Source organism: Pseudomonas sp. H1_D05 (assembly GCF_054682705.1).
In genome coordinates, this window is the sequence record NZ_CP162825.1 from 1,995,502 (window position 1) to 2,018,169 (window position 22,668).

The 22,668-nt window shown below is 61.5% G+C and carries 4 protein-coding genes; 3 read left to right on the forward strand and 1 reads right to left on the reverse strand.

From position 1 onward, the window contains the following. Positions 1-107: 107 nt before the first annotated feature. Positions 108-17,243 carry an immunoglobulin-like domain-containing protein gene (locus AB4O11_RS09180; protein ID WP_460130486.1) on the reverse strand — a complete coding sequence of 5,712 codons (17,136 nt, stop codon included), beginning with the start codon at positions 17,241-17,243 and terminating at the stop codon, positions 108-110. A 359-nt stretch (positions 17,244-17,602) separates the two neighbouring features. Between AB4O11_RS09180 and AB4O11_RS09185 the strand changes: the two genes are divergently transcribed. The 3 genes from AB4O11_RS09185 to AB4O11_RS09195 are packed head-to-tail and all read left to right on the forward strand — an operon-like array spanning position 17,603 to position 22,503. Next, positions 17,603-18,955, forward strand: a complete 1,353-nt coding sequence (locus AB4O11_RS09185; protein WP_093440182.1) for a TolC family outer membrane protein — start codon at positions 17,603-17,605, stop codon at positions 18,953-18,955. 34 nt (positions 18,956-18,989) lie between these two features. Then, positions 18,990-21,146 (forward strand): type I secretion system permease/ATPase, encoded by a 2,157-nt coding sequence (locus AB4O11_RS09190; RefSeq protein WP_099757656.1) that lies wholly within the window; start codon positions 18,990-18,992, stop codon positions 21,144-21,146. Then, on the forward strand, positions 21,136-22,503 hold the full coding sequence (locus AB4O11_RS09195) for an HlyD family type I secretion periplasmic adaptor subunit (protein WP_250606522.1): 1,368 nt from the start codon (positions 21,136-21,138) through the stop codon (positions 22,501-22,503). Before AB4O11_RS09190 ends, AB4O11_RS09195 begins: the two co-directional genes overlap by 11 nt. Positions 22,504-22,668 lie beyond the last annotated feature (165 nt).

Sequence of the window (22,668 nt, forward strand, 5' to 3'; positions counted from 1 at the left end):
AGCATAGCCAACTGTGCGCGAGTATGCGGTGCGGCGACGCGATCGTCACCGGTCCGGTCAGCACAAACGTGACGGCCGCCCCATCGGGGCGGCCGTTTTGTTCACGATCAGCTGTTGTTGTGGTCGACCTTGATGGTCGGGTCGCTGCCGGCAATCAGGTTGTGAATGTTGGCGCTCGACCAGTTGTTGCCTTCCAGTTTGATCGTCACGTCCGGGGTTGCCGCCGCAGCGTCGCCGGAGTTGAACTTGCCCGCCGAGCTGACTTGCAGCGACGACGTGCCGTCGACCGTAGTGATCTTCAGGAAGTTGTCGATGGTGCTGCCGGTCTCGCCCTGCAACAGATCACGCAAGTCGATGCGGTCACCTTCGCTGGCCTTGAAGTCCTTGATCACGTCGTTGCCGGTGTCGCCCGCCTTCCAGACGAAGGTGTCGGCACCCGAACCACCGATAAGGATGTCATTACCCTGACCGCCGATCAGCGTGTCGTTGCCGGTGCCGCCGAGCAGGATGTCATTGCCTTTGCCGCCATCGAGCAGGTCGTTGCCGCCCGAGCCGAACAGGATGTCATTGCCCGCGCCGCCCAGCAGTGTGTCGTTGCCGTCATGCGCACCGGAGACATCGAACGCCTGATAGTGCTCGGTGATGTACTGGTGCACGTTGCTGGTGGTGACTTTGCTGACATCGACCCCGGTTTCCTTGGCAACGAACGCCTGCATCGCTTGATAACCCTCGCCGGCAATGCCGTTGAAGCTCACCAGATCGCCGAACAGGATGTCGTTGCCGTCGCCACCGCTGACGGTGTCGTTGCCCGGCAGCGTCGCCTCGGTGTGGCCGATGATCGAGTTGGCCAGATCCTTCGGATCGATGTTGGTCTGCGGCGTTTTATCCGAATCGTACGGCTTCAGATCGTTGAGGCTGACGCCGCTGTTGAGGCCGATGGCTTCGACGTTCGACAGGCCGCTGAGCAAGGTGAAGCTGCTGTTGGAGTTGGTAGTGGTGTAGTAATCGGTGCTGCTACCGCTGCCCGCCAGGCCGGAGAACTCATAGGTGCCGTCGCCCTGGGCGTGCAGCGTGCCGAAGTTCTGATACGACCAATTGCCGCCCGATTTGGTCCAGACCGTCACCGAGCCGTTCGCGCTGATATCAATCTGGTGCGAGCTGTCCGGGTACAGGCTGACCGCTGTCCCCAACTTATAGTTGGTGGTGGTGATCAGGCTATCGAGGGTTTTGTTGCCGTACAGGTACGGGTTGGTCGACTCGCCGGTCTGGTAGTAGGTCGGCTGGCCGTCGGTGATGAAGTACGTGAGGTTTTTCGCCCCGGTGTTGGCCACGGCTTCCGCGCTCTGGAAGAAGTTGGCCGTGGTCTTGAACACGTCTTCATAGTTGGTGCCGCCGCCGGACGCCATCGAGTCCAGTACCGCTTTGAGCTTGGTCAGCGCGTTCGGGTCATTGAGGTTCACCGACACCGACTTGTTGACCTGGGTATCGAAGTCCACCAGGAAGATGTTCACCGTACCCGAGTTGCTGCCGCCCAGGCTCTGCTTGAGGGTGTTGAACACCGATGTCAGCGAGTCTTTGGCCGCGTTGAGCGACGACGCGGTCATGCTGCCAGAGCTGTCGACCATGAACGCGATGTTGTAGTTGGTGCCCGGCACCACGGTCAGACCACCGATGTCGGCGACCATGATGTCGTTGCCATCGGTGCCGGTGACGGTGTCATCGGCTGAGGTGGCGACAATGGCGTTGTAGACCGCCGGCACCACGGTGACCGGAATGGTCGCGGTGCTGCTGGCCGAGCCGCCGACCATCTCGGTGGAGGTCGAGGTCACGGTCAGGTTGAACTGGCCGTTGTAGTACGGCGGCGGGGTCACGGTCAGGCTGCCGAGGTTCCAGCCGGTGACGTTGGCGTCGCCGCTGCTGGCGGTGACGGTGAAGGTATGGCCCGCGCCATCGCTGAGCACCGAGCCGACTGGCGCGCCGCTGATCTTCACGCTCAGGGTTTCCGAGCCGTCGGTATCAGTCAGTGCGGTGGTGATTGCCGACAGTTTCACCGTGGTGCCTTCGGCGCCGGTGTTGAGTTTATAGCCGTCGTAATAGCCTTCGCCGTTGCTGCCGTGCAGATCGGAGACGGTCACGCCCGAATTCACCAGATCCTGCACGCCGGTGTAGATCGGTATGCCAGCGCTGCTCAGGTCGATCGGCGTGCTGCCGTTGACCGACAGGTTGACGTCGTAGCTGCCCGGGCCGCTCTGATTGTGGTGGTAGATATCCAGTGTGTAGTAGCCGCTGGTGGTCGGGGTGAACGAACCGCTGATCGCACCGCCCGCGCCCCAGGTACCCGAAGCCACGCTCTTGCCGCCAATGGTGATCAGCAGGCTGTCGTCGGCAACACCACTGAAGGAATAGGTTTTGCCGGCTTCCAGGTAGATCAGGCCCGAAGTTTTCGAAGCGGTGCCGGCGGCCACACTGCCGTCCGACTGCACGTTAGTCACGTTGCCGCTGCTGTTCGGGGTGCCGGCACCGTCGATCACGTTTTTCAGGGTGGTCGAGTTCGCACCGCTACCGTCGGTACCCAGACCTGACAGACCGGTCCAGACTTCTTTGATCAAACCGGTCGACTTCACGCTGTTGTCGGCCACGCTCACGGTCGGCGCATCCGCTACCGGGGTGATGTCGATCTTCACGGTGCCGGTGTTGCCCAGCAGTTGACCGTCGGTTGGCTGGAACTTGATCTGCGCGTAGTCCGCCTGATTGTTGCCCAGGCCGCTGCCGCCGTAACCGTTGACGCCCGACTCGTTGGCATCCGGCAGGAAGCGCAGCTTGCCCGCGTCGATGTCAGCCTTGCTGAAGGTCTGGTTGTTGGCGACGTCCTTCCAGGTCGAGCCGTCCAGGTACTGCAGTTTGCCTTCGCCCGGCAGTTGGGTAATTTTGATGCCGAGGCTGTTGGCCGGGCTGTCGACGTCAGTTACGCCGAAAGTCGACCAGCCGAGTACCAGCGGCGTGTCTTCGGTGCCGGTGACATTGCTCGGTGCAGCAACCGGAGCGTCGTTGACCGCCACCACGTTGACCGTGGTGGTCGCGGTGTTGGAGTAATTGCCGCCATCGGTCACGGTCACGGTGATGATCCGCGGCACGGTGCTCGGGTTTTCACTGCTATTGGTGAAGCTGATGTTCTTGATGGCCTGCATGTAATCAGCCAGCGTCGCGTTGCCCGACAAGGTCAGGGTCACGGTGCCGTTGGTGCTGTTGGCATTGATGGTGATGCCGTTGACGCTGTTGCCCAGGTTCAGCGCATCGCCGTCCTGACGGTTGGTCAGGACTACAGTGGCGCCGGTGAGCATGGTGCTGTCCGGGTCGGTGATGCTGATATCGGTGTCGGCAATCGACACACCAGCGCCCGGGGTGTTTTCGGTGAAGGTCACCTTGTAGTCGGCACCGGTGGCGCCGCTGGAGTTGTTGGCATCCAGGTCGATGACCGGCGGTGCGTCGTTGTCGATGATCGACGTGCTGACGCTGCCATTGGTGCTGCTGACCGCGAGGTTCTCGAAGTTGCCGCCAGTGGCCGAATCGATCTTGACCACGAAGTTCTCGGTGCCTTCGGTGATCTTGTCATCGAGGGTGGCGACGTTGAACTGCGCGCTGCTCGCACCTGCCGGGATCTTCACGGTGTACACGCCGGTGAAGTCCGAACCGTCGGCGGCGGTGCCGCTGTAGACGATTTTCAGGGTCACTTCGGTTTGCGCCGGGTGGTTCAGGCTGACCGTGTAGCTGGCGGTCTGGCCTTCGGTCACCGAGCTGCTGCCAGTGATGCTGACCGTGGTGGTATCGACTGTGTCGGTGACGTTGGTCACGGCTGGCGTGTTGCTGGTCACCAGATTTTCGAAGCTGCCGCCGCTGGTGCCGGTGATGGTCGCCTGCACGGTGCCGGCGTCTTTGTAGACGTCATCGGCCGGAGCCGGAACGGTCACGGTGCCAGTGGTTTTGCCGGCGTCGATGGTGATCACCGAACCGTTGCTGAGGGTCACGGTGACTGGCGAGCCAGCGGCGTTGGTCAGGGTCGCGGTGTAGGTGATCTGGCCACCTTCGGCCACGGTGCCGGTCGCGGACAGCGTCAGGTTGGTGGTGTCGACGGTGTCGGTGACGGTAGTGCTGACCGGGGTTTTGTCGGCGACCAGATTTTCGTAGTTGCCGCCCGTGACGTTGCTGATCGAGTTGGTCAGCGGGGCGTGGCCGGTCAGCGCATCGTTCGGTGCGGTGGTGGTCACGGTGCCGGTGGTTTTGCCGATGTCGATGGTGATGGTCTGACCGTTGGCCAAGGTCACCACGACCGGCGAACCGGTCACGGCTGCACCGACAGTGGCGGTGTAGACGACGTTGCCGCCTTCCGCCGCAGAGCCGGTCGCAGTCAGCTTCACGGTAGTCGTGTCGATGGTGTCGGTGACGCTGGTCACGGCCGGGGCCGTGCTGGTGACGAGATTTTCGAAGCTGCCACCGGTGGCGGTTTTGATCGTGGCCTGGACGTTGCCGGCGTCTTTGTAGACGTCATCGGCTGGCGCTGGAACGGTCACGGTGCCAGTGGTTTTGCCGGCGTCGATGGTGATCACGGCGCCGTTCGACAGCGTCACGGTCACTGGCGAGCCAGCGGCGTTGGTCAGGGTCGCGGTGTAGACGATCGAACCGCCTTCAGCGACCGAATTGGTAGCGCTGAGCGACAGATTGGTCGTGTCGACAGTGTCGGTCACCGTAGTGCTGACCGGCGTCTTATCCGCCACGAGGTTTTCGTAGTTACCGCCGCTGACGTCGGTGATCGCGTTGGTTAGCGGTGCGTGACCGGTCAATACGTCGTTTGGTGCGGTAGTGGTTGCTGTGCCAGTGGTCTGGCCGACGCCGATGGTGATCGTCTGACCGTTGGCCAGGGTAACGACAACTGGCGAACCAGTGACCGGAGCACCAACAGTGGCGGTGTACGTGACGTTGCCACCCTCAGCTGTCGACTCTGTTGCTGTCAGTTTGACAGTGGTGGTGTCGATCGTGTCGGTAACGCTGGTCACGGCCGGCGTAGTGCTAGGCACCAGATTTTCGAAGTTGCCACCGGTGGCGGTGCTGATGGTCGCCTGCACGGTGCCCGCATCTTTGTAGACGTCGTCGGCCGGGGCTGGAACGGTCACGGTGCCAGTGGTTTTGCCGGCGTCGATGGTAATCACCGCGCCGTTCGACAGGGTCACGGTCACTGGCGAGCCAGCAGCGTTGGTCAGCGTTGCGGTGTAAACAATCGAACCACCCTCGGCCACGGTACCGGTCGCGCTCAGCGACAGGTTGGTGGTGTCGACGGTATCGGTCACGTTGGTGCTGACTGGCGTCTTGTCGGCCACGAGATTTTCGTAGTTTCCGCCGGTCACGTTGGTGATCGAGTTGGTCAGCGGCGCATGACCGGTCAATGCATCGTTTGGCGCAGCGGTGGTTGCGGTGCCCGTAGTCTGGCCAACACCGATGGTGATGGTTTGACCATTGGCCAACGTCACGACAACTGGCGAGCCGGTAACCGGTGCGCCGACAGTCGCGGTGTAGACAACATTGCCGCCTTCAGCCGCCGACTCGGTGGCCGTGAGTTTGACGGTGGTGGTGTCGATGGTGTCGGTGACGCTGGTCACGGCTGGCGTCGTGCTCGGCACCAGATTTTCGAAGTTGCCACCGGTGGCGTTGCTGATCGTCGCCTGCACGGTGCCGGCATCTTTGTAGACGTCGTCGGCCGGGGCTGGAACGGTCACGGTGCCAGTGGTTTTGCCGGCGTCGATGGTGATCACGGCGCCGTTGGACAGGGTCACGGTCACTGGCGAGCCAGCCGCGTTGGTCAGCGTTGCGGTGTAAACAATCGAACCACCCTCGGCCACTGTCCCTGTGGCGCTGAGCGACAGGTTAGTGGTGTCGACGGTGTCGGTCACGGTGGTGCTGACTGGCGTCTTGTCGGCCACGAGATTTTCGTAGTTTCCGCCGGTCACGTCAGTGATCGCGTTGGTCAGTGGAGCATGACCAGTCAATGCATCGTTTGGCGCAGCGGTGGTTGCGGTGCCCGTAGTCTGGCCAACACCGATGGTGATGGTTTGACCATTGGCCAAAGTCACGACAACTGGCGAGCCGGTAACCGGTGCGCCGACAGTCGCGGTGTAGACAACATTGCCGCCTTCAGCCGCCGACTCGGTGGCCGTCAGTTTGACGGTGGTGGTGTCGATGGTGTCGGTGACGCTAGTCACGGCCGGCGTAGTGCTTGGCACCAGGTTTTCGAAGTTGCCACCGGTGGCGGTGGAGATTGTCGCTTCAACCTTGCCGGCGTCTTTGTAGACGTCATCAGCCGGAGCTGGAACGGTCACGGTGCCGGTGGTTTTACCGGCGTCGATGGTGATCACGGCGCCGTTGCTCAGCGTCACGGTCACTGGCGAGCCAGCGGCGTTGGTCAGGGTTGCGGTGTAAACAATCGAACCACCCTCGGCCACGGTACCGGTCGCGCTCAGCGACAGGTTGGTGGTGTCGACGGTATCGGTCACGTTGGTGCTGACTGGCGTCTTGTCGGCCACGAGATTTTCGTAGTTTCCGCCGGTCACGTCAGTGATCGCGTTGGTCAGTGGAGCATGACCAGTCAATGCATCGTTTGGCGCAGCGGTGGTTGCGGTGCCCGTAGTCTGGCCAACACCGATGGTGATGGTTTGACCATTGGCCAAAGTCACGACAACTGGCGAGCCGGTAACCGGTGCGCCGACAGTCGCGGTGTAGACAACATTGCCGCCTTCAGCCGCCGACTCGGTGGCCGTCAGTTTGACGGTGGTGGTGTCGATGGTGTCGGTAACGCTGGTCACGGCCGGCGTAGTGCTCGGCACCAGGTTTTCGAAGTTGCCACCGGTGGCGTTGCTGATCGTCGCCTGCACGGTGCCGGCATCTTTGTAGACGTCATCAGCCGGAGCTGGAACGGTCACGGTGCCGGTGGTTTTACCGGCGTCGATGGTGATCACGGCGCCGTTGCTCAGCGTCACGGTCACTGGCGAGCCAGCAGCGTTGGTCAGCGTTGCGGTGTAAACAATCGAGCCACCCTCGGCCACGGTACCGGTCGCGCTCAGCGACAGATTGGTGGTGTCGACAGTGTCGGTGACATTGGTCGAAACCAGGGTCTTGTCGGCCACCAGGTTCTCGAAGTTGCCACCTGTTACGTCAGTGATCGAGTTGGTCAGCGGTGCGTGGCCAGTCAATGCGTCGTTTGGCGCCGTGGTGGTCGCGGTACCGGTGGTCTGGCCGACGCCGATGGTGATCGTCTGACCGTTGGCCAGGGTAACGACAACCGGCGAGCCGGTGACTGGCGCGCCGACAGTCGCGGTGTAGGTGACGTTGCCACCTTCAGCTGCCGACTCTGTCGCTGTCAGTTTGACGGTGGTGGTGTCGATGGTGTCGGTGACGTTGGTCACTGCCGGCACGGTGCTCGGTACCAGATTCTCGAAGTTGCCGCCGGTCGCGGTCGAAATGGTTGCTTCGACTTTGCCTGCATCTTTGTATACGTCATCCGCTGGCGCTGCGACGGTGACGGTGCCGGTGGTTTTACCGGCCTCGATGGTGATCACGGCGCCGTTGCTCAGCGTCACGGTCACTGGTGAACCGGCGGCGTTGGTCAAAGTAGCGGTGTAGACAATCGAACCGCCCTCGGCCACGGAACCGGTCGCACTGAGCGACAGATTGGTGGTGTCGACGGTATCGGTGACCGTGGTCGAAACCGGGGTCTTGTCGGCTACGAGATTCTCGTAATTGCCGCCGGTTACACTGGTGATCGAGTTGGTCAGTGGTGCCTGACCGGTCAGTGCATCGTTTGGCGCCGTGGTGGTCGCGGTACCGGTGGTCTGGCCGACGCCGATGGTGATCGTCTGACCGTTGGCCAGGGTAACGACAACCGGCGAGCCGGTGACTGGCGCGCCGACAGTCGCGGTGTAGGTGACGTTGCCACCTTCAGCTGCCGACTCTGTCGCTGTCAGTTTGACGGTGGTGGTGTCGATGGTATCGGTGACTTCGGTCACGGCCGGCGTCGTGCTCGGCACCAGGTTTTCGAAGTTGCCACCGGTAGCGGTGGAGATCGTCGCTTCAACCTTGCCGGCGTCTTTGTAGACGTCGTCGGCTGGCGCTGGAACGGTCACGGTGCCAGTGGTTTTGCCGGCGTCGATGGTGATCACGGCGCCGTTGGACAGGGTCACGGTCACTGGCGAGCCAGCCGCGTTGGTCAGCGTTGCGGTGTAAACAATCGAACCACCCTCGGCCACTGTCCCTGTGGCGCTGAGCGACAGGTTAGTGGTGTCGACGGTGTCGGTCACGGTGGTGCTGACCGGAGTTTTGTCGGCAACAAGGTTTTCGTAGTTGCCGCCGGTCACGTTGGTGATCGAGTTGGTCAGTGGCGCATGGCCGGTCAACGCATCATTTGGTGCGGTGAAGGTCACGGTACCGGTGGTTTTGCCGACTTCGATGGTGATGTTCTGGCCGTTAGCCAGGGTCACGGTGACCGGCGAACCGGTTACTGGAGCGCCCACAGTGGCGGTGTAAGTGACGGTGCCGCCTTCAGCCACGGACGTATCGGCGGTCAGTTTGACGGTCGAGGTGTCGATGGTGTCGGTGACTTCGGTCACGGCCGGCGTCGTGCTCGGCACCAGGTTTTCGAAGTTGCCACCGGTAGCGGTGGAGATCGTCGCTTCAACCTTGCCGGCGTCTTTGTAGACGTCGTCGGCTGGCGCTGGAACGGACACGGTGCCGCTGGTTTTGCCGGCGTCGATGGTAATCACCGCGCCGTTCGACAGGGTCACGGTCACTGGCGAGCCAGCAGCGTTGGTCAATGTCGCGGTATAGATGATCGAACCGCCTTCGGCCACAGAACCGGTCGCACTGAGCGACAGGTTGGTGGTGTCGACGGTGTCGGTGACCGTGGTCGAAACCGGGGTCTTGTCGGCAACCAGATTTTCGTAGTTGCCGCCAGTGACACCGGTGATCGCGTTGGTGATCGGCGCGTGGCCGGTCAGGGCATCGTTCGGTGCGGTGAAGGTTACGGTGCCGGTGGTTTTGCCGACTTCGATAGTGATGTTCTGACCGTTGGCCAGGGTCACCACAACCGGCGAGCCTGTCACAGGCGCCCCGACTGTCGCGGTGTAAGTGACGGTGCCCCCTTCAGCGGCGGTCTCGGTCGCCGTCAGTTTCACGGTCGAGGTGTCGATGGTGTCAGTCACTTCGGTGACGGCTGGAACAGTGCTCGGCACCAGGTTTTCGAAGTTGCCACCGGTAGCGGTCGAAATCGTCGCTTCGACTTTTCCGGCGTCTTTGTAGACGTCGTCAGCCGGAGCTGGAACTGTCACGGTGCCGCTGGTTTTGCCGGCTTCGATGGTGATTACCGCGCCGTTCGACAGGGTCACCGTGACTGGCGAGCCTGCAGCGTTGGTCAGGGTTGCGGTGTAAACAATCGAACCACCCTCGGCCACAGAACCCGTGGCGCTGAGCGACAGGTTAGTGGTGTCGACAGTGTCGGTGACATTGGTCGAAACCGGTGTCTTGTCGGCAACCAGATTTTCGAAGTTACCACCGCTCACCTCAGTGATCGCATTGGTCAGCGGCGTGTGGCCGGTCAATGCATCGTTCGGTGCGGTGGTGGTCGCGGTGCCGGTGGTCTGGCCAACACCAATGGTGATGGTCTGACCGTTAGCCAGGGTCACGACCACAGGGGAACCGGTCACTGGCGCGCCGACGGTTGCGGTGTAAGTCACGCTGCCACCCTCAGCCGCCGACTCGGTCGCGGTGAGCTTGACGGTGGTGGTGTCGATGGTATCGGTGACGTTGGTCACGGCCGGCACAGTGCTCGGCACCAGATTTTCGAAGTTACCGCCCGTTGCATCCTTGATCGTCACTTCGACCTTGCCGGCGTCTTTGTAGACGTCATCGGCAGGCGCTGGAACGGTTACGGTGCCGGTGGTTTTGCCGGCTTCGATAGTGATCACCGAACCGTTCGACAGGGTCACGGTCACCGGGGTGCCGGCCGGGTTGGTCAGCGTCGCGGTGTAAACGATCGAACCGCCTTCAGCCACCGAATCGGTTGCGGTCAGGTTCAGGTTGGTGGTGTCGGTGGTGTCCGAAACCGCGGTGTCGGCGGACTTGCCGTCGACCGCGAGTTTTTCGTAGTTGCCACCGGTAGCGCCGTCGATGGTTACGCTCAGCGAGCTGCCACCAGCCAGTGGGCTGTTCGGTGCAACGAAGTTCACCGAACCGGTGGTTTCACCGACAGCGATGGTAATGGTCTGGCCGTTGGACAGGGTCAGGACAACCGGTGAGCCAGTCACTGGCGCGGTCACGGTCGCGGTGTAGACCACGGTTTCGCCTTCAGCGACGTTCGCCGTGGCGGTCAGCGACACGGTGGAGGTGTCGATGGTGTCGTTGACGGTGGTGACGGCCGGAGTAGTGCTGGTGACGAGGTTTTCGAAGTCGCCACCGGTCGCGCCCTTGATGGTCGCTTCAACGGTACCGGCATCTTTGTAGACGTCATCTTTCGGCGCGTCGACGGTGACGGTGCCGGTGGTTTTGCCGGCGTCGATGGTGATCACGGCACCGTTCGACAGAGTCACGGTGACTGGCGAACCAGCGGCGTTGGTCAGGGTCGCGGTGTAGGTGATCTGGCCGCCTTCGTTCACCGAACCGGTCGCGGTCAGCGACAGGTTGGTGGTGTCGACGGTGTCGGTGACGGTGGTGCTGACCGGGGTTTTGTCAGCCACGAGGTTTTCGTAATTGCCGCCGGAAATGTCGGTGATCGCGTTGGTCAGTGGAGCGTGGCCAGTCAACGCATCGTTTGGCGCGGTGGTGGTCACGGTACCGGTGGTTTTACCCACTTCGATGGTGATGTTCTGACCGTTGGCCGGGGTCACCACAACCGGCGAACCGGTCACCGGTGCACCGACCGTGGCGGTGTAGGTGACGGTGCCACCTTCAGCCGCCGACTCGGTGGCGGTCAGTTTGACCGTCGAAGTGTCGATGGTGTCAGAGACGTCGGTAACGGCTGGGTTGGTGCTCGGAACGAGGTTCTCGAAGTTGCCGCCAGTGGCGTCCTTGATCGTGACTTCAACTTTGCCGGCGTCTTTATAGACGTCATCGGCGGGCGCAGCGACGGTGACGGTGCCAGTGGTTTTACCCGCCTCAATGGTGATCACGGCGCCGTTGGACAGGGTAACGGTGACTGGCGTGCCGGCCGGATTGGTCAGTGTTGCGGTGTAAACGATCGAACCGCCTTCAGCCACGGTGTCGGTCGCAGTCAGCGACAGGTTGGTGGTGTCGACAGTGTCAGTAACAGTGGTCGAAACCGGAGTCTTGTCGGCAACCAGATTCTCGTAGTTACCGCCGCTTACGTCAGTGATCGCATTGGTCAGCGGGGTGTGGCCGTTCAACGCATCGTTCGGCGCAGTGGTGGTCACGGTGCCGGTGGTTTTGCCGATTTCGATGGTGATGTTCTGGCCGTTGGCCAGGGTCACGACGACCGGCGAACCGGTGACTGGAGCGCCTACGGTGGCGGTGTAAGTAACGGTGCCACCTTCAGCCGCTGACTCGGTGGCGGTCAGTTTGACGGTGGTAGTGTCGATGGTATCAGTCACTTCGGTAACGGCTGGCGTGGTGCTCGGGACCAGGTTCTCGAAATTACCGCCAGACACATCCTTGATGGTGACTTCGACTTTGCCGGCGTCTTTGTAGACGTCATCGGCTGGCGCAGCGACAGTCACGGTGCCGGTGGTTTTACCGGCCTCGATGGTGATGGTCGAGCCGTTCGACAGGTTCACAGTCACCGGCGAGCCAGCCGGGTTGGTCAGCGTCGCGGTGTAGATGATCGAGCCGCCCTCGGCGACCGAGTTGGTGGCGCTGAGCGACAGGTCAGTGGTGTCGATGGTGTCAGTGACCGTGGTCGAAACCGGGGTCTTGTCGGCCACCAGGTTTTCGTAGTTACCGCCGCTTACACCCGTGATCGAATTACCCAGCGACGCCTGACCGGTCAGTGCATCGTTCGGCGCGGTGAAGGTCACGGTGCCGGTGGTCTTGCCGACTTCGATGGTGATGTTCTGGCCGTTGGCGGGGGTCACCACGACCGGCGAACCGGTGACCGGCGCGCCAACAGTGGCGGTGTAGGTGACGGTGCCACCTTCGGCCACAGTGGTGTCGGCCGTCAGTTTCACGGTCGAGGTGTCGATGGTGTCAGTGACGTCGGTCACGGCTGGCGTGGTGCTCGGGACCAGATTCTCGAAGTTGCCGCCAGTGGCGTCCTTGATGGTCACTTCGACTTTGCCGGCGTCCTTGTAGACGTCATCGGCAGGCGCTGCAACGGTCACGGTGCCGGTGGTTTTGCCCGCTTCGATGGTGATCACCGAACCGTTGCTCAGGGTCACGGTCACTGGCGTGCCGGCCGGATTGGTCAGGGTCGCGGTGTAAACAATTGAACCGCCTTCAGCCACGGTGCCGGTCGCGCTCAGCGTCAGGTCGGTGGTGTCAGTGGTGTCGGTGACGGTGGTGCTGACCGGAGTTTTGTCGGCCACGAGGTTTTCGTAATTGCCGCCGGAAACGTCGGTGATCGCGTTGGTCAGTGGAGCGTGGCCAGTCAACGCATCGTTTGGCGCGGTGGTGGTCACGGTGCCGCTGGTTTTACCCACTTCGATGGTGATGTTCTGGCCGTTGGCCGGGGTCACCACAACTGGCGAGCCAGTGACTGGCGCACCGACCGTGGCGGTGTAGGTGACAGTGCCACCTTCAGCCGCGGACTCGGTAGCGGTCAGTTTGACCGTCGAAGTGTCGATGGTGTCAGAGACGTCGGTAACGGCTGGGTTGGTGCTCGGAACGAGGTTCTCGAAGTTGCCGCCAGTGGCGTCCTTGATCGTGACTTCAACTTTGCCGGCGTCTTTATAGACGTCATCGGCGGGCGCAGCGACGGTGACGGTGCCAGTGGTTTTACCCGCCTCAATGGTGATCACGGCGCCGTTGGACAGGGTAACGGTGACTGGCGTGCCGGCCGGATTGGTCAGTGTTGCGGTGTAAACGATCGAACCGCCTTCAGCCACGGTGTCGGTCGCAGTCAGCGACAGGTTGGTGGTGTCGACAGTGTCAGTAACAGTGGTCGAAACCGGAGTCTTGTCGGCAACCAGATTCTCGTAGTTACCGCCGCTTACGTCAGTGATCGCATTGGTCAGCGGCGTGTGGCCAGTCAGCGCATCGTTTGGTGCAGTGGTAGTCACGGTGCCGGTGGTTTTGCCGACTTCAATAGTGATGTTCTGACCATTGGCCAGAGTCACGACCACCGGCGAACCGGTCACCGGTGCGCCAACAGTGGCGGTGTAAGTGACGGTGCCACCTTCAGCGGCAGTCTCGGTGGCGGTCAGTTTGACCGTCGAGGTGTCGATGGTATCGGTTACGTCAGTGACAGCCGGAACGGTGCTTGGCACCAGGTTCTCGAAGTTGCCGCCAGTCGCGTCCTTGATGGTGACTTCGACTTTGCCGGCGTCTTTGTAGACGTCATCGACGGGCGCCGGAACGGTCACGGTGCCAGTGGTTTTGCCAGTCTCGATGGTGATCACCGAGCCGTTCGACAGGGTCACGGTAACAGGCGAACCTGCGGCATTGGTCAGGGTCGCGGTGTAGGTGATCTGGCCGCCTTCAGTCACGGTGCCCGTCGCGCTCAGGGTCAGGTCGGTGGTGTCAGTGGTGTCGGTGACCGTGGTGCTGACCGGCGTTTTGTCGGCAACGAGGTCTTCGTAATTGCCGCCGCTCACGCCCGTGATCGCATTGGTAATCGGCGCGTGGCCGGTCAACGCATCGTTCGGTGCAATGGTCGTCACGGTGCCGGTTGTTTTGCCGACTTCAATGGTGATGTTCTGACCATTCGCCAGAGTCACGACCACAGGCGAACCGGTCACTGGAGCACCGATAGTGGCGGTGTAGGTGACGGTGCCACCTTCAGCGGCCGTCTCGGTGGCGGTCAGTTTCACCGTCGAGGTATCAACGGTATCGGTCACGTCGGTGACGGCAGGAACGGTGCTTGGCACCAGGTTCTCGAAGTTGCCGCCAGTGGCGTCCTTGATGGTGACTTCGACTTTGCCAGCGTCTTTATAGACATCATCGGCTGGCGCAGGAACGGTCACGGTGCCGGTGGTTTTCCCCGCTTCGATGGTGATCACCGAGCCGTTCGACAGGGTTACGGTAACAGGCGAACCTGCGGCATTGCTCAGGGTCGCGGTGTAAGTGATCTGGCCGCCTTCAGCCACGGTTCCCGTCGCACTCAGCGTCAGGTCGGTGGTGTCAGTGGTGTCGGTGACGGTGGTGCTGACGGGGGTTTTGTCGGCCACGAGGTTTTCGTAATTGCCGCCGGAAACGTCGGTGATCGCGTTGGTCAGCGGAGCCTGGCCAGTCAGTGCATCGTTTGGCGCAGTGGTGGTCACGGTGCCGCTGGTTTTGCCGACTTCAATGGTGATGTTCTGGCCGTTGGCCAGGGTCACGACCACGGGCGAGCCGGTCACCGGCGCGCCGACAGTGGCGGTATAAGTGACGGTGCCGCCTTCAGCCACCGAGGTGTCAGCCGTCAGCTTTACGGTCGACGTGTCGATGGTATCAGTCACTTCGGTAACGGCTGGCGTGGTGCTCGGGACCAGGTTCTCGAAATTACCGCCAGACACATCCTTGATGGTGACTTCGACTTTGCCGGCGTCTTTGTAAACGTCATCAGCTGGCGCCGGAACAGTCACAGTGCCAGTGGTTTTACCCGCGTCGATGGTGATCACCGAGCCGTTGCTCAGGGTCACGGTAACGGGCGTGCCGGCCGGATTGGTCAGCGTCGCGGTGTAAACGATCGAACCACCCTCGGCCACGGAACCGGTCGCGCTCAGCGACAGGTTGGTGGTGTCGACGACATCGGTAACAGTGGTCGATACCGGGGTCTTGTCGGCAACCAGATCTTCGTAATTACCACCGGAAACACCGGTGATCGAGTTGGTCAGCGGCGCATTGCCGGTCAACGCATCGTTAGGAGCGGTGGTGGTCACGGTGCCGCTGGTTTTACCGACTTCGATGGTGATGTTCTGACCGTTGGCCAGGGTCACGATCACTGGCGAGCCAGTCACCGGCGCACCGACGGTGGCGGTGTAAGTGACGGTGCCGCCTTCAGCCACCGAGGTGTCAGCCGTCAGTTTCACGGTCGACGTGTCGATGGTGTCGGTCACTTCGGTCACGGCTGGAGCGGTGCTTGGCACCAGGTTCTCGAAGTTGCCGCCGGAAGCGTCCTTGATGGTCACTTCGACTTTGCCGGCGTCTTTATAGACGTCATCGGCTGGCGCCGGAACAGTCACGGTGCCAGTGGTTTTGCCTGCCTCGATGGTGATCACCGAGCCATTGCTCAGGGTCACGGTGACTGGGGTGCCAGCAGGATTGGTCAGGGTCGCGGTGTAAACAATCGAACCACCTTCGGCCACGGTCCCGGTTGCCGTCAGCGACAGGTTGGTGTCGTCGATCGAGTCGGTAATGGTGGTGGTCGCTGGCGTCGTGTTCGGCACCAGATTTTCGAAGTTGCCACCGGTAGTACCGGTGATGGTGGTGCTGACGGTGCTGCCATTGTTGTAAACGTCGTTGGCCGCAGTTGGCACGTTGACGGTGCCGGTGGTCTGGCCGGCGTCAATGGTGATGGTCGAGCCGTTCGACAGGGTGATCGTCACCGGAGTCTGCGCAGCATTGGTCAGCGTCGCGGTGTAAGTGATCTGGCCGCCTTCGACGACCGTACCGGTGGCGGTAAGGCTCACGCTGGTGGTGTCGATCGAATCGGTAACGGTGGTGGTCGCAGGCGTAGTGTTCGGCACCAGGCTTTCAAAATTGCCGCCAGTGGCGCCGGTAATGGTGGTGCTGACGGTGCCGCCATTGTTGTAGACGTCATTGGCCGCCGTCGGCACGTTGACGGTGCCGGTGGTCTGCCCAGCCTCAATGGTGATGGTCGAACCGTTCGACAGGGTGACCGTTACCGGGGTTTGCGCCGGGTTGGTCAGAGTCGCGGTGTAGGTGATCTGGCCGCCTTCGACCACTGTGCCGGTGGCGGTCAGGGTCAGATTAGTGGTGTCGATCGAATCGGTGATGGTGGTCACCGCTGGCGTCGGGTTCGGCACCAGGTTTTCGAAGTTGCCGCCAGTCGCACCGGTAATCGTCGTGGTGACAGTGCTGCCGTTGTTATAGACGTCGTTGGCCGGGGTCGGCACGTTGACGGTGCCGGTGGTCTGGCCGGCGCCGATGGTGATGGTCGAGCCGTTCGACAGGGTGACGGTCACCGGGGTTTGCGCCGGGTTGGTCAGGGTCGCGGTGTAAGTGATCTGCCCGCCTTCGGTGACACTCGGCCCAGCCGTCAGGGTGACGGTGGTGGTGTCGATGGTGTCAGTGACCTGGGTCGTGGCCGGAGTGGTTGGCGTGGTCACGGTGATGCCATTGCCGCCGGTGGTGCCGGTGACGGTCACGTCGATCTGGGTCGGGTCGTTGTAAACGGTGTCGTTCGGCGCCAGCGGCACATTGACGGTGCCAGTGGTTGCGCCTGCCGGAATCACAATCACCGCGCCGTTGGACAGGGTGATGGTCAGGTCGGTCAGCGGCGCCTGGGTCAGGGTCGCGGTGTACACCAGCACGCCGCCGGCTTCGGTGATGGATGGCGTGGCGCTGAGGCTCAGGGTCGAATCACGCAAGGCGTTGGTGGTGGTGTCGGTGGTCTGGCCGCCGGTGATGTTTTGCGCGGCTTGTCCGCCCGCGTTGATGCCTGCAGTCGGGAAACCAATGGTCGGGTCAACGCGGCCAGCGGTGGCGTCGAGCATGACGAAGCTGTGACCACCACCGGCGGCACCGCCCGTGCCTGCGGCACTCGGGCCGGCAGCAGTGGCGTCCAGCGCGGTGGTCGGGTCGACACCGGCGGCGATGGCTTGCTGCAGTTCGGCTACCGACGGCGCTGCCTGCGCAGTGGCTTCGGCCAGGTCAGTGCTGGAGTCAGGCGCGTTGGCGCTCCACTGGGTTTCACGGCCCAGATCGAGGGTGCGGCCATCAGCCAACTCAAGCGACACGGCGCCGGAGAGGCCGGTGTCGATCTGGTCACCCACGAACAGGCGATCGCCTTCAACGAGTACGCGACGTACACCCTCAGGGGAGACTGCAACTACCTGACCGACAATGCTTTTGACGATGGCAACAACACTGCTCATTGAAGACTCTCCGGGGTGTCACGTTCAGTTGACTTCCATAAACCTGATGGCTTTTAGCGCCGACTCAGTCTGGACGTACTTTTAAATTTTGCGAATCAAGTTTGACGCATCTAATCGTCAATAATTTGGCTATATTCTTTCGCTATTAACTTTATGCCAAACTATTGACCTTCTGGGTGCCATCCTAAACAATCGCCCCACTAATGTCACATTGATATTTCCGCGGCGACCTGTCCTTTAGCGTGTGATCCAGTTCCTGTTTTGAACTTTCCGACATACGGTCAATCTGGTTGCCATCATCCGACGCAGCGCCACGTTTTGCTGTGATTCAAGACAAGAAGTCCTGGGAAATTCCTATCATGCGTTCGCCCCTGCTTTTCGCCGTACCCTTCGCCCTCGCCGCCTCTTTTGTACAAGCACAATCCTTACCAGAAGCCATGCAGCAGGCACTGGATGTCCATCCGGAAATCCAGGCAGGGGTCAACAGTCGTTTGGCTGCGGATTATCAATTAAGAGCGGCGAAAGGGGGATACCTGCCGAAGGTCGATCTGCTCGGCGGTTATGGCCGTGAAGGCACCGACAGCGTCACCACCCGCGCCAATGGCGGCGGCAACCATTGGGAAACCCTGAACCGCAGCGAGTCAAGTTTACGTCTCTCGCAAATGGTCTTTGACGGTTTTGCGACGTCCAGCGAAGTCGGGCGTCAACAAGCCACCGTCAACTCCCGCGCCTACTCGTTGCTCGGCACTTCCGAGCGCACCGCGCTGACCGTCGCCCAGGTCTACCTGGATGTGCTGACCCGCCGCGAATTCGTGCGCTTGGCCGAGGACAACCTCAAGAGCCATCAGCGCATCTACGACCAGATCCAGTTGCGCACCCAGCGCGGCGTCGGCAGCGGTGCCGACCTCGATCAAGCCGAAGCGCGGATGGCCCAGGCTCGCAACAACCTGATCACCGAGCAAACCAATCTGGCCGACTCGGAAACCAACTTCCTCAGCGCCGTCGGCCAGATGCCTGATCAACTGGAGCGGCCGGCACCGTTCATGGCGATGATGCCGGCCAACCTCAATGAAGCGCGCCAGCAGATGCTGGAAAATAGCCCGATCCTGCGTTCGGCCGAGTCCGATATCGCCGCTGCCGAGAAACAGTACGAAACCGCCAAGTCGACCTTCTACCCGCGTTTCGACGCCGAACTGGGCCGTACCGCCGACAACGATCTCGATGGTCAGAACGGTCACAACAACGAATGGCAAGCGATGCTGCGCATGCGCTTCAACCTGTATTCCGGTGGCAGCAACAAGGCTGATCTGGAATCCAAGTCGTACCTGTCGAACCAAGCGCTGGACATCCGCAACAACGCCCTGCGCCAGTTGAACGAAGAACTCGGTCTGGCCTGGAACGCCTTGAACAACGCCAACGCGCAGGTGCCGATCGCGCAGCAATATGTCGACCACAGCACCTCGGTGCGCACCGCCTACCAGCGTCAGTTCAGCCTCGGCGAACGGACCCTGCTCGATTTGCTCGACAGCGAAAACGAGTTGTTCACCGCTTCGCGGCGTCTGGCGGAAATCAAAAACATTCAGTTATTTACTCAGTACCGAATCAAGGCGACCATGGGCGAGTTGCTCAGAAGCCAGGGAGTGGTCGCACCGTTGGCATCCGTTGTGCAGAACGACGTGAAGCCCAAGGTCCAGCTGCCTGGGATGAATTGAGTTATCCCTTTTCAACTGTCAAAGAGTGTCGAGCGTGGAATCAGAAGTCAGTCGAGTTCAACTCAGTCATGATCCACGCGCGTTGCACGACGATCCTTTACTGGACGGTCTGCTCGCCCTTTGCATGCTGCACCAGAAGCCCGCCAGCGCGGCGATGCTGACCACCGGCCTGCCGCTGCCCAAACAACGCCTGAGTGTCGAGTTGCTGCCCCGCGCGGCGGCTCGCGCCGGCCTGCAAGGTCGGGTGCTGCAGCGCAAACTGGAAGAAATTCCGGCGATCGCCATGCCGGCCTTGTTGCTGCTCAAGGATGGCCGCAGCGCCGTCCTGCTCGGTTGGCAAGGTGACAATGAAGCACGAGTCCTGCTCAGCGAAACCGACGGCGGCGAGTCCATCGTCAGTCGCGAACTGCTCGCCGACGATTACACCGGTAAAGTCTTCTTCGCTCAGCCGCAACACAAATTCGACGTCAACCACGGCACGCTGATTCCACGTGCCCGCTCGTGGTTCCGCGACACCCTCAAGCGCTCGCGCTGGCTGTACGCCGATGCCATCGCCGCGAGCTTCCTGATCAACATCATCGCCATGGCCGCGCCGCTGTTCGTGATGAACGTCTACGACCGCGTGGTGCCGAACCAGGCCGAAGCGACCCTGTGGGTGCTGGCGCTGGGTATCACCGGCGCCTATATCTTCGACCTGGTCCTCAAAAGCCTGCGCAGCCTGTGCCTGGACCTGGCCGGGAAGAAAACCGACCTGATCATCTCCGCGACGCTGTTCGAGCGCATTGTTGGCATGGCGATGAAATACCGTCCGGCGCGGGTCGGCAGTTTTGCGCAGAACATCCATGAGTTTCAGAGCCTGCGCGACTTCCTCGCCTCGCTGACCCTGACCAGCCTGATCGACCTGCCGTTCACCATCCTCATCTTTATTGTCATCGCCATTCTCGGCGGGCACCTGGTGTGGATTCCGGTGTTGGCCTTCCCGATTGCCTTGCTGATCGGCTACGCGTTGCAGAAACCGCTGGTGGCGACCATGGAGCGCACCATGGCCCTCGGTGCCGAGCGCCAGTCGAGCCTGATCGAAACCCTCGCCGGCCTCGACGCGGTGAAGGTCAACAACGCCGAGAGCGAACGCCAATACCAGTGGGAACAGACCATCGGCACCCTCAGCCGCCTCGAGCTGCGAGTGAAAATGCTCTCCGGTCTGGCGATGAACATCACCCTGCTGATCCAGCAACTGGCCGGGGTGATCATGATCGTCTTCGGCGTCTACCAGATCATCGCCGGCAACCTGAGCATGGGCGGTCTGATTGCCTGCTACATGCTTAGCGGCCGCGCCCTCAGCCCGTTGGCCTCGCTGTCCGGTCTGTTGACGCGTTACCAGCAGGCGCGTGTGACCATGACCTCGGTCGACCAGATGATGGAGCTGCCGCAAGAGCGCAATTTCGAAGAGCGCCCGCTGAGCCGCAAGGTGCTGCAAGGCGCGATCGAGTGCCGCCAGCTCAGCTTCACCTACCCGGAACAACAGAACCCGGCGCTGAAAAACATCAACCTGGTGATTCGCCCCGGCGAGAAAATTGGCATCATCGGCCGCAGCGGCTCGGGCAAAAGCTCCCTGGCAAAACTGCTGGTCGGCCTCTATCAACCGGATGACGGCGCGTTGCTGGTCGACGGTGTGGATATCCGTCAGATCGACGTCAGCGAACTGCGCTACAACATTGGCTACGTGCCGCAAGACATCCAACTGCTGGCCGGCACCCTGCGTGACAACCTCGTCTCCGGCGCGCGTTATGTCGAAGATGAGCTTGTCCTGCAGGCGGCCGAACTGGCCGGCGTCCACGAATTCGCCCGTCTGCATCCACAAGGTTACGAGCTGCAAGTCGGCGAGCGCGGGCAGAACCTCTCCGGCGGTCAACGGCAGAACGTTGCACTGGCCCGGGCGCTGTTGCTCAATCCACCGATCCTGTTAATGGACGAGCCGACCAGCGCCATGGACAACACCGGTGAAGAACGACTCAAGCAACGCCTCGCGGCAGTGATAGAAAACAAGACCGTGGTGCTGGTAACGCACCGGGCGTCGCTGCTGTCGCTGGTGGATCGCCTGCTGGTGGTTGACCGTGGACAGATTCTCGCCGATGGCCCGAAAGCCGCCGTGATGGAAGCGTTGAAGAAGGGGCAGATCAGTGTTGCTTAAGTCGGGTTTCAAGGATTCGATCCGTCGCTACTTCAAAGGCTCGGCATCACTGCAGGGCCAGCCCCTCCCAGAGGTCAACAAAGCGCTGATCGAAGACGCCCCGCGCGTCGTGCGTCTGACCATCTGGGCGATCATCGGCTTCTTTATCTTCCTGCTGCTGTGGGCCAACTTCGCCGTGATCGACGAAGTGACCAAGGGCGACGGCAAGGCGATTCCGTCGTCGAAGATCCAGAAAATCCAGAACCTCGAAGGCGGGATCATCTCCGAGCTGTTCGTCAAGGAAGGCCAGATCGTCGAAGCCGGTGCACCACTGATTCGCCTCGACGACACACGATTTGCTTCCAACGTCGGCGAAACCGAAGCCGATCGCCTGTCGATGTTGCTGCGCGTAGAGCGTCTTAGCGCTGAAGTTGATGATCGTCCGCTGAATTTCCCCGAGGACGTGCTCAAGGCTGTGCCGGGACAGGCGAAAAGCGAAGAGTCGCTGTACATCAGCCGTCGTCAGCAACTGCACGACGAGATCGGTGGTTTGCAGGAGCAGTTGATCCAGCGTCAGCAAGAGCTGCGCGAATTCAGCTCCAAGCAGGCGCAGTACCGCCAGCAACTGGGCTTACAGCGCCAGGAAATCAACATGTCCGAGCCGCTGGTGGCGCAGGGCGCGGTTTCCCCGGTGGAAGTCTTGCGCCTCAAGCGTGCCGAAGTGGAAACCCGCGGTCAGCTCGACGCCACCACGCTGGCCATCCCGCGTGCCGAATCGGCGATCAAGGAAGTGCAGCGCAAGATCGACGAGACGCGTGGCAAATTCCGCAGTGAAGCGCTGACCCAACTCAACGAAGCGCGCACCGACCTGAACAAGGCCCAGGCCACCGGCAAGGCGCTGGAAGACCGCGTCAGCCGCACGCTGGTGACATCGCCGGTGCGCGGCATCGTCAACAAGTTGCTGGTCAACACCATCGGCGGCGTGATCCAGCCGGGCAGCGACATGGTTGAAATCGTACCGTTGGACGACACTTTGCTGGTCGAAGCCAAGATCCGTCCGCAGGACATTGCCTTCCTGCACCCGGGGCAGGAAGCGATCGTGAAATTCACCGCGTACGACTACACCATCTACGGCGGGCTCAAAGCCAAGCTTGAGCAGATCGGCGCTGACACCATCACCGACGAAGACAAGAAAACCACTTACTACATCATCAAGGTGCGCACCGAGCGCAGCCACTTGGGTACCGATGAAAAGCCGTTGCTGATCATTCCGGGGATGGTGGCGTCGGTGGACATCATTACCGGCAAGAAGTCGGTGTTGAGTTATCTGCTCAAGCCGATCATTCGTGCGCGGGCAGAGGCGTTGCACGAGCGTTAGATCTTCAGCGCGGCTGCCGGCCTCTTCGTCGGTTCGCCGCCCGGAGCAGGCTCGCTCCCACATTTGGATTTCTTTTGAACACAGAATTTGTGTCCACTGAAGATCAACTGTGGGAGCGAGCTTGCTCGCGAAGGCGTCAGTCGGATCGCTGCATCTGTCAGGAAG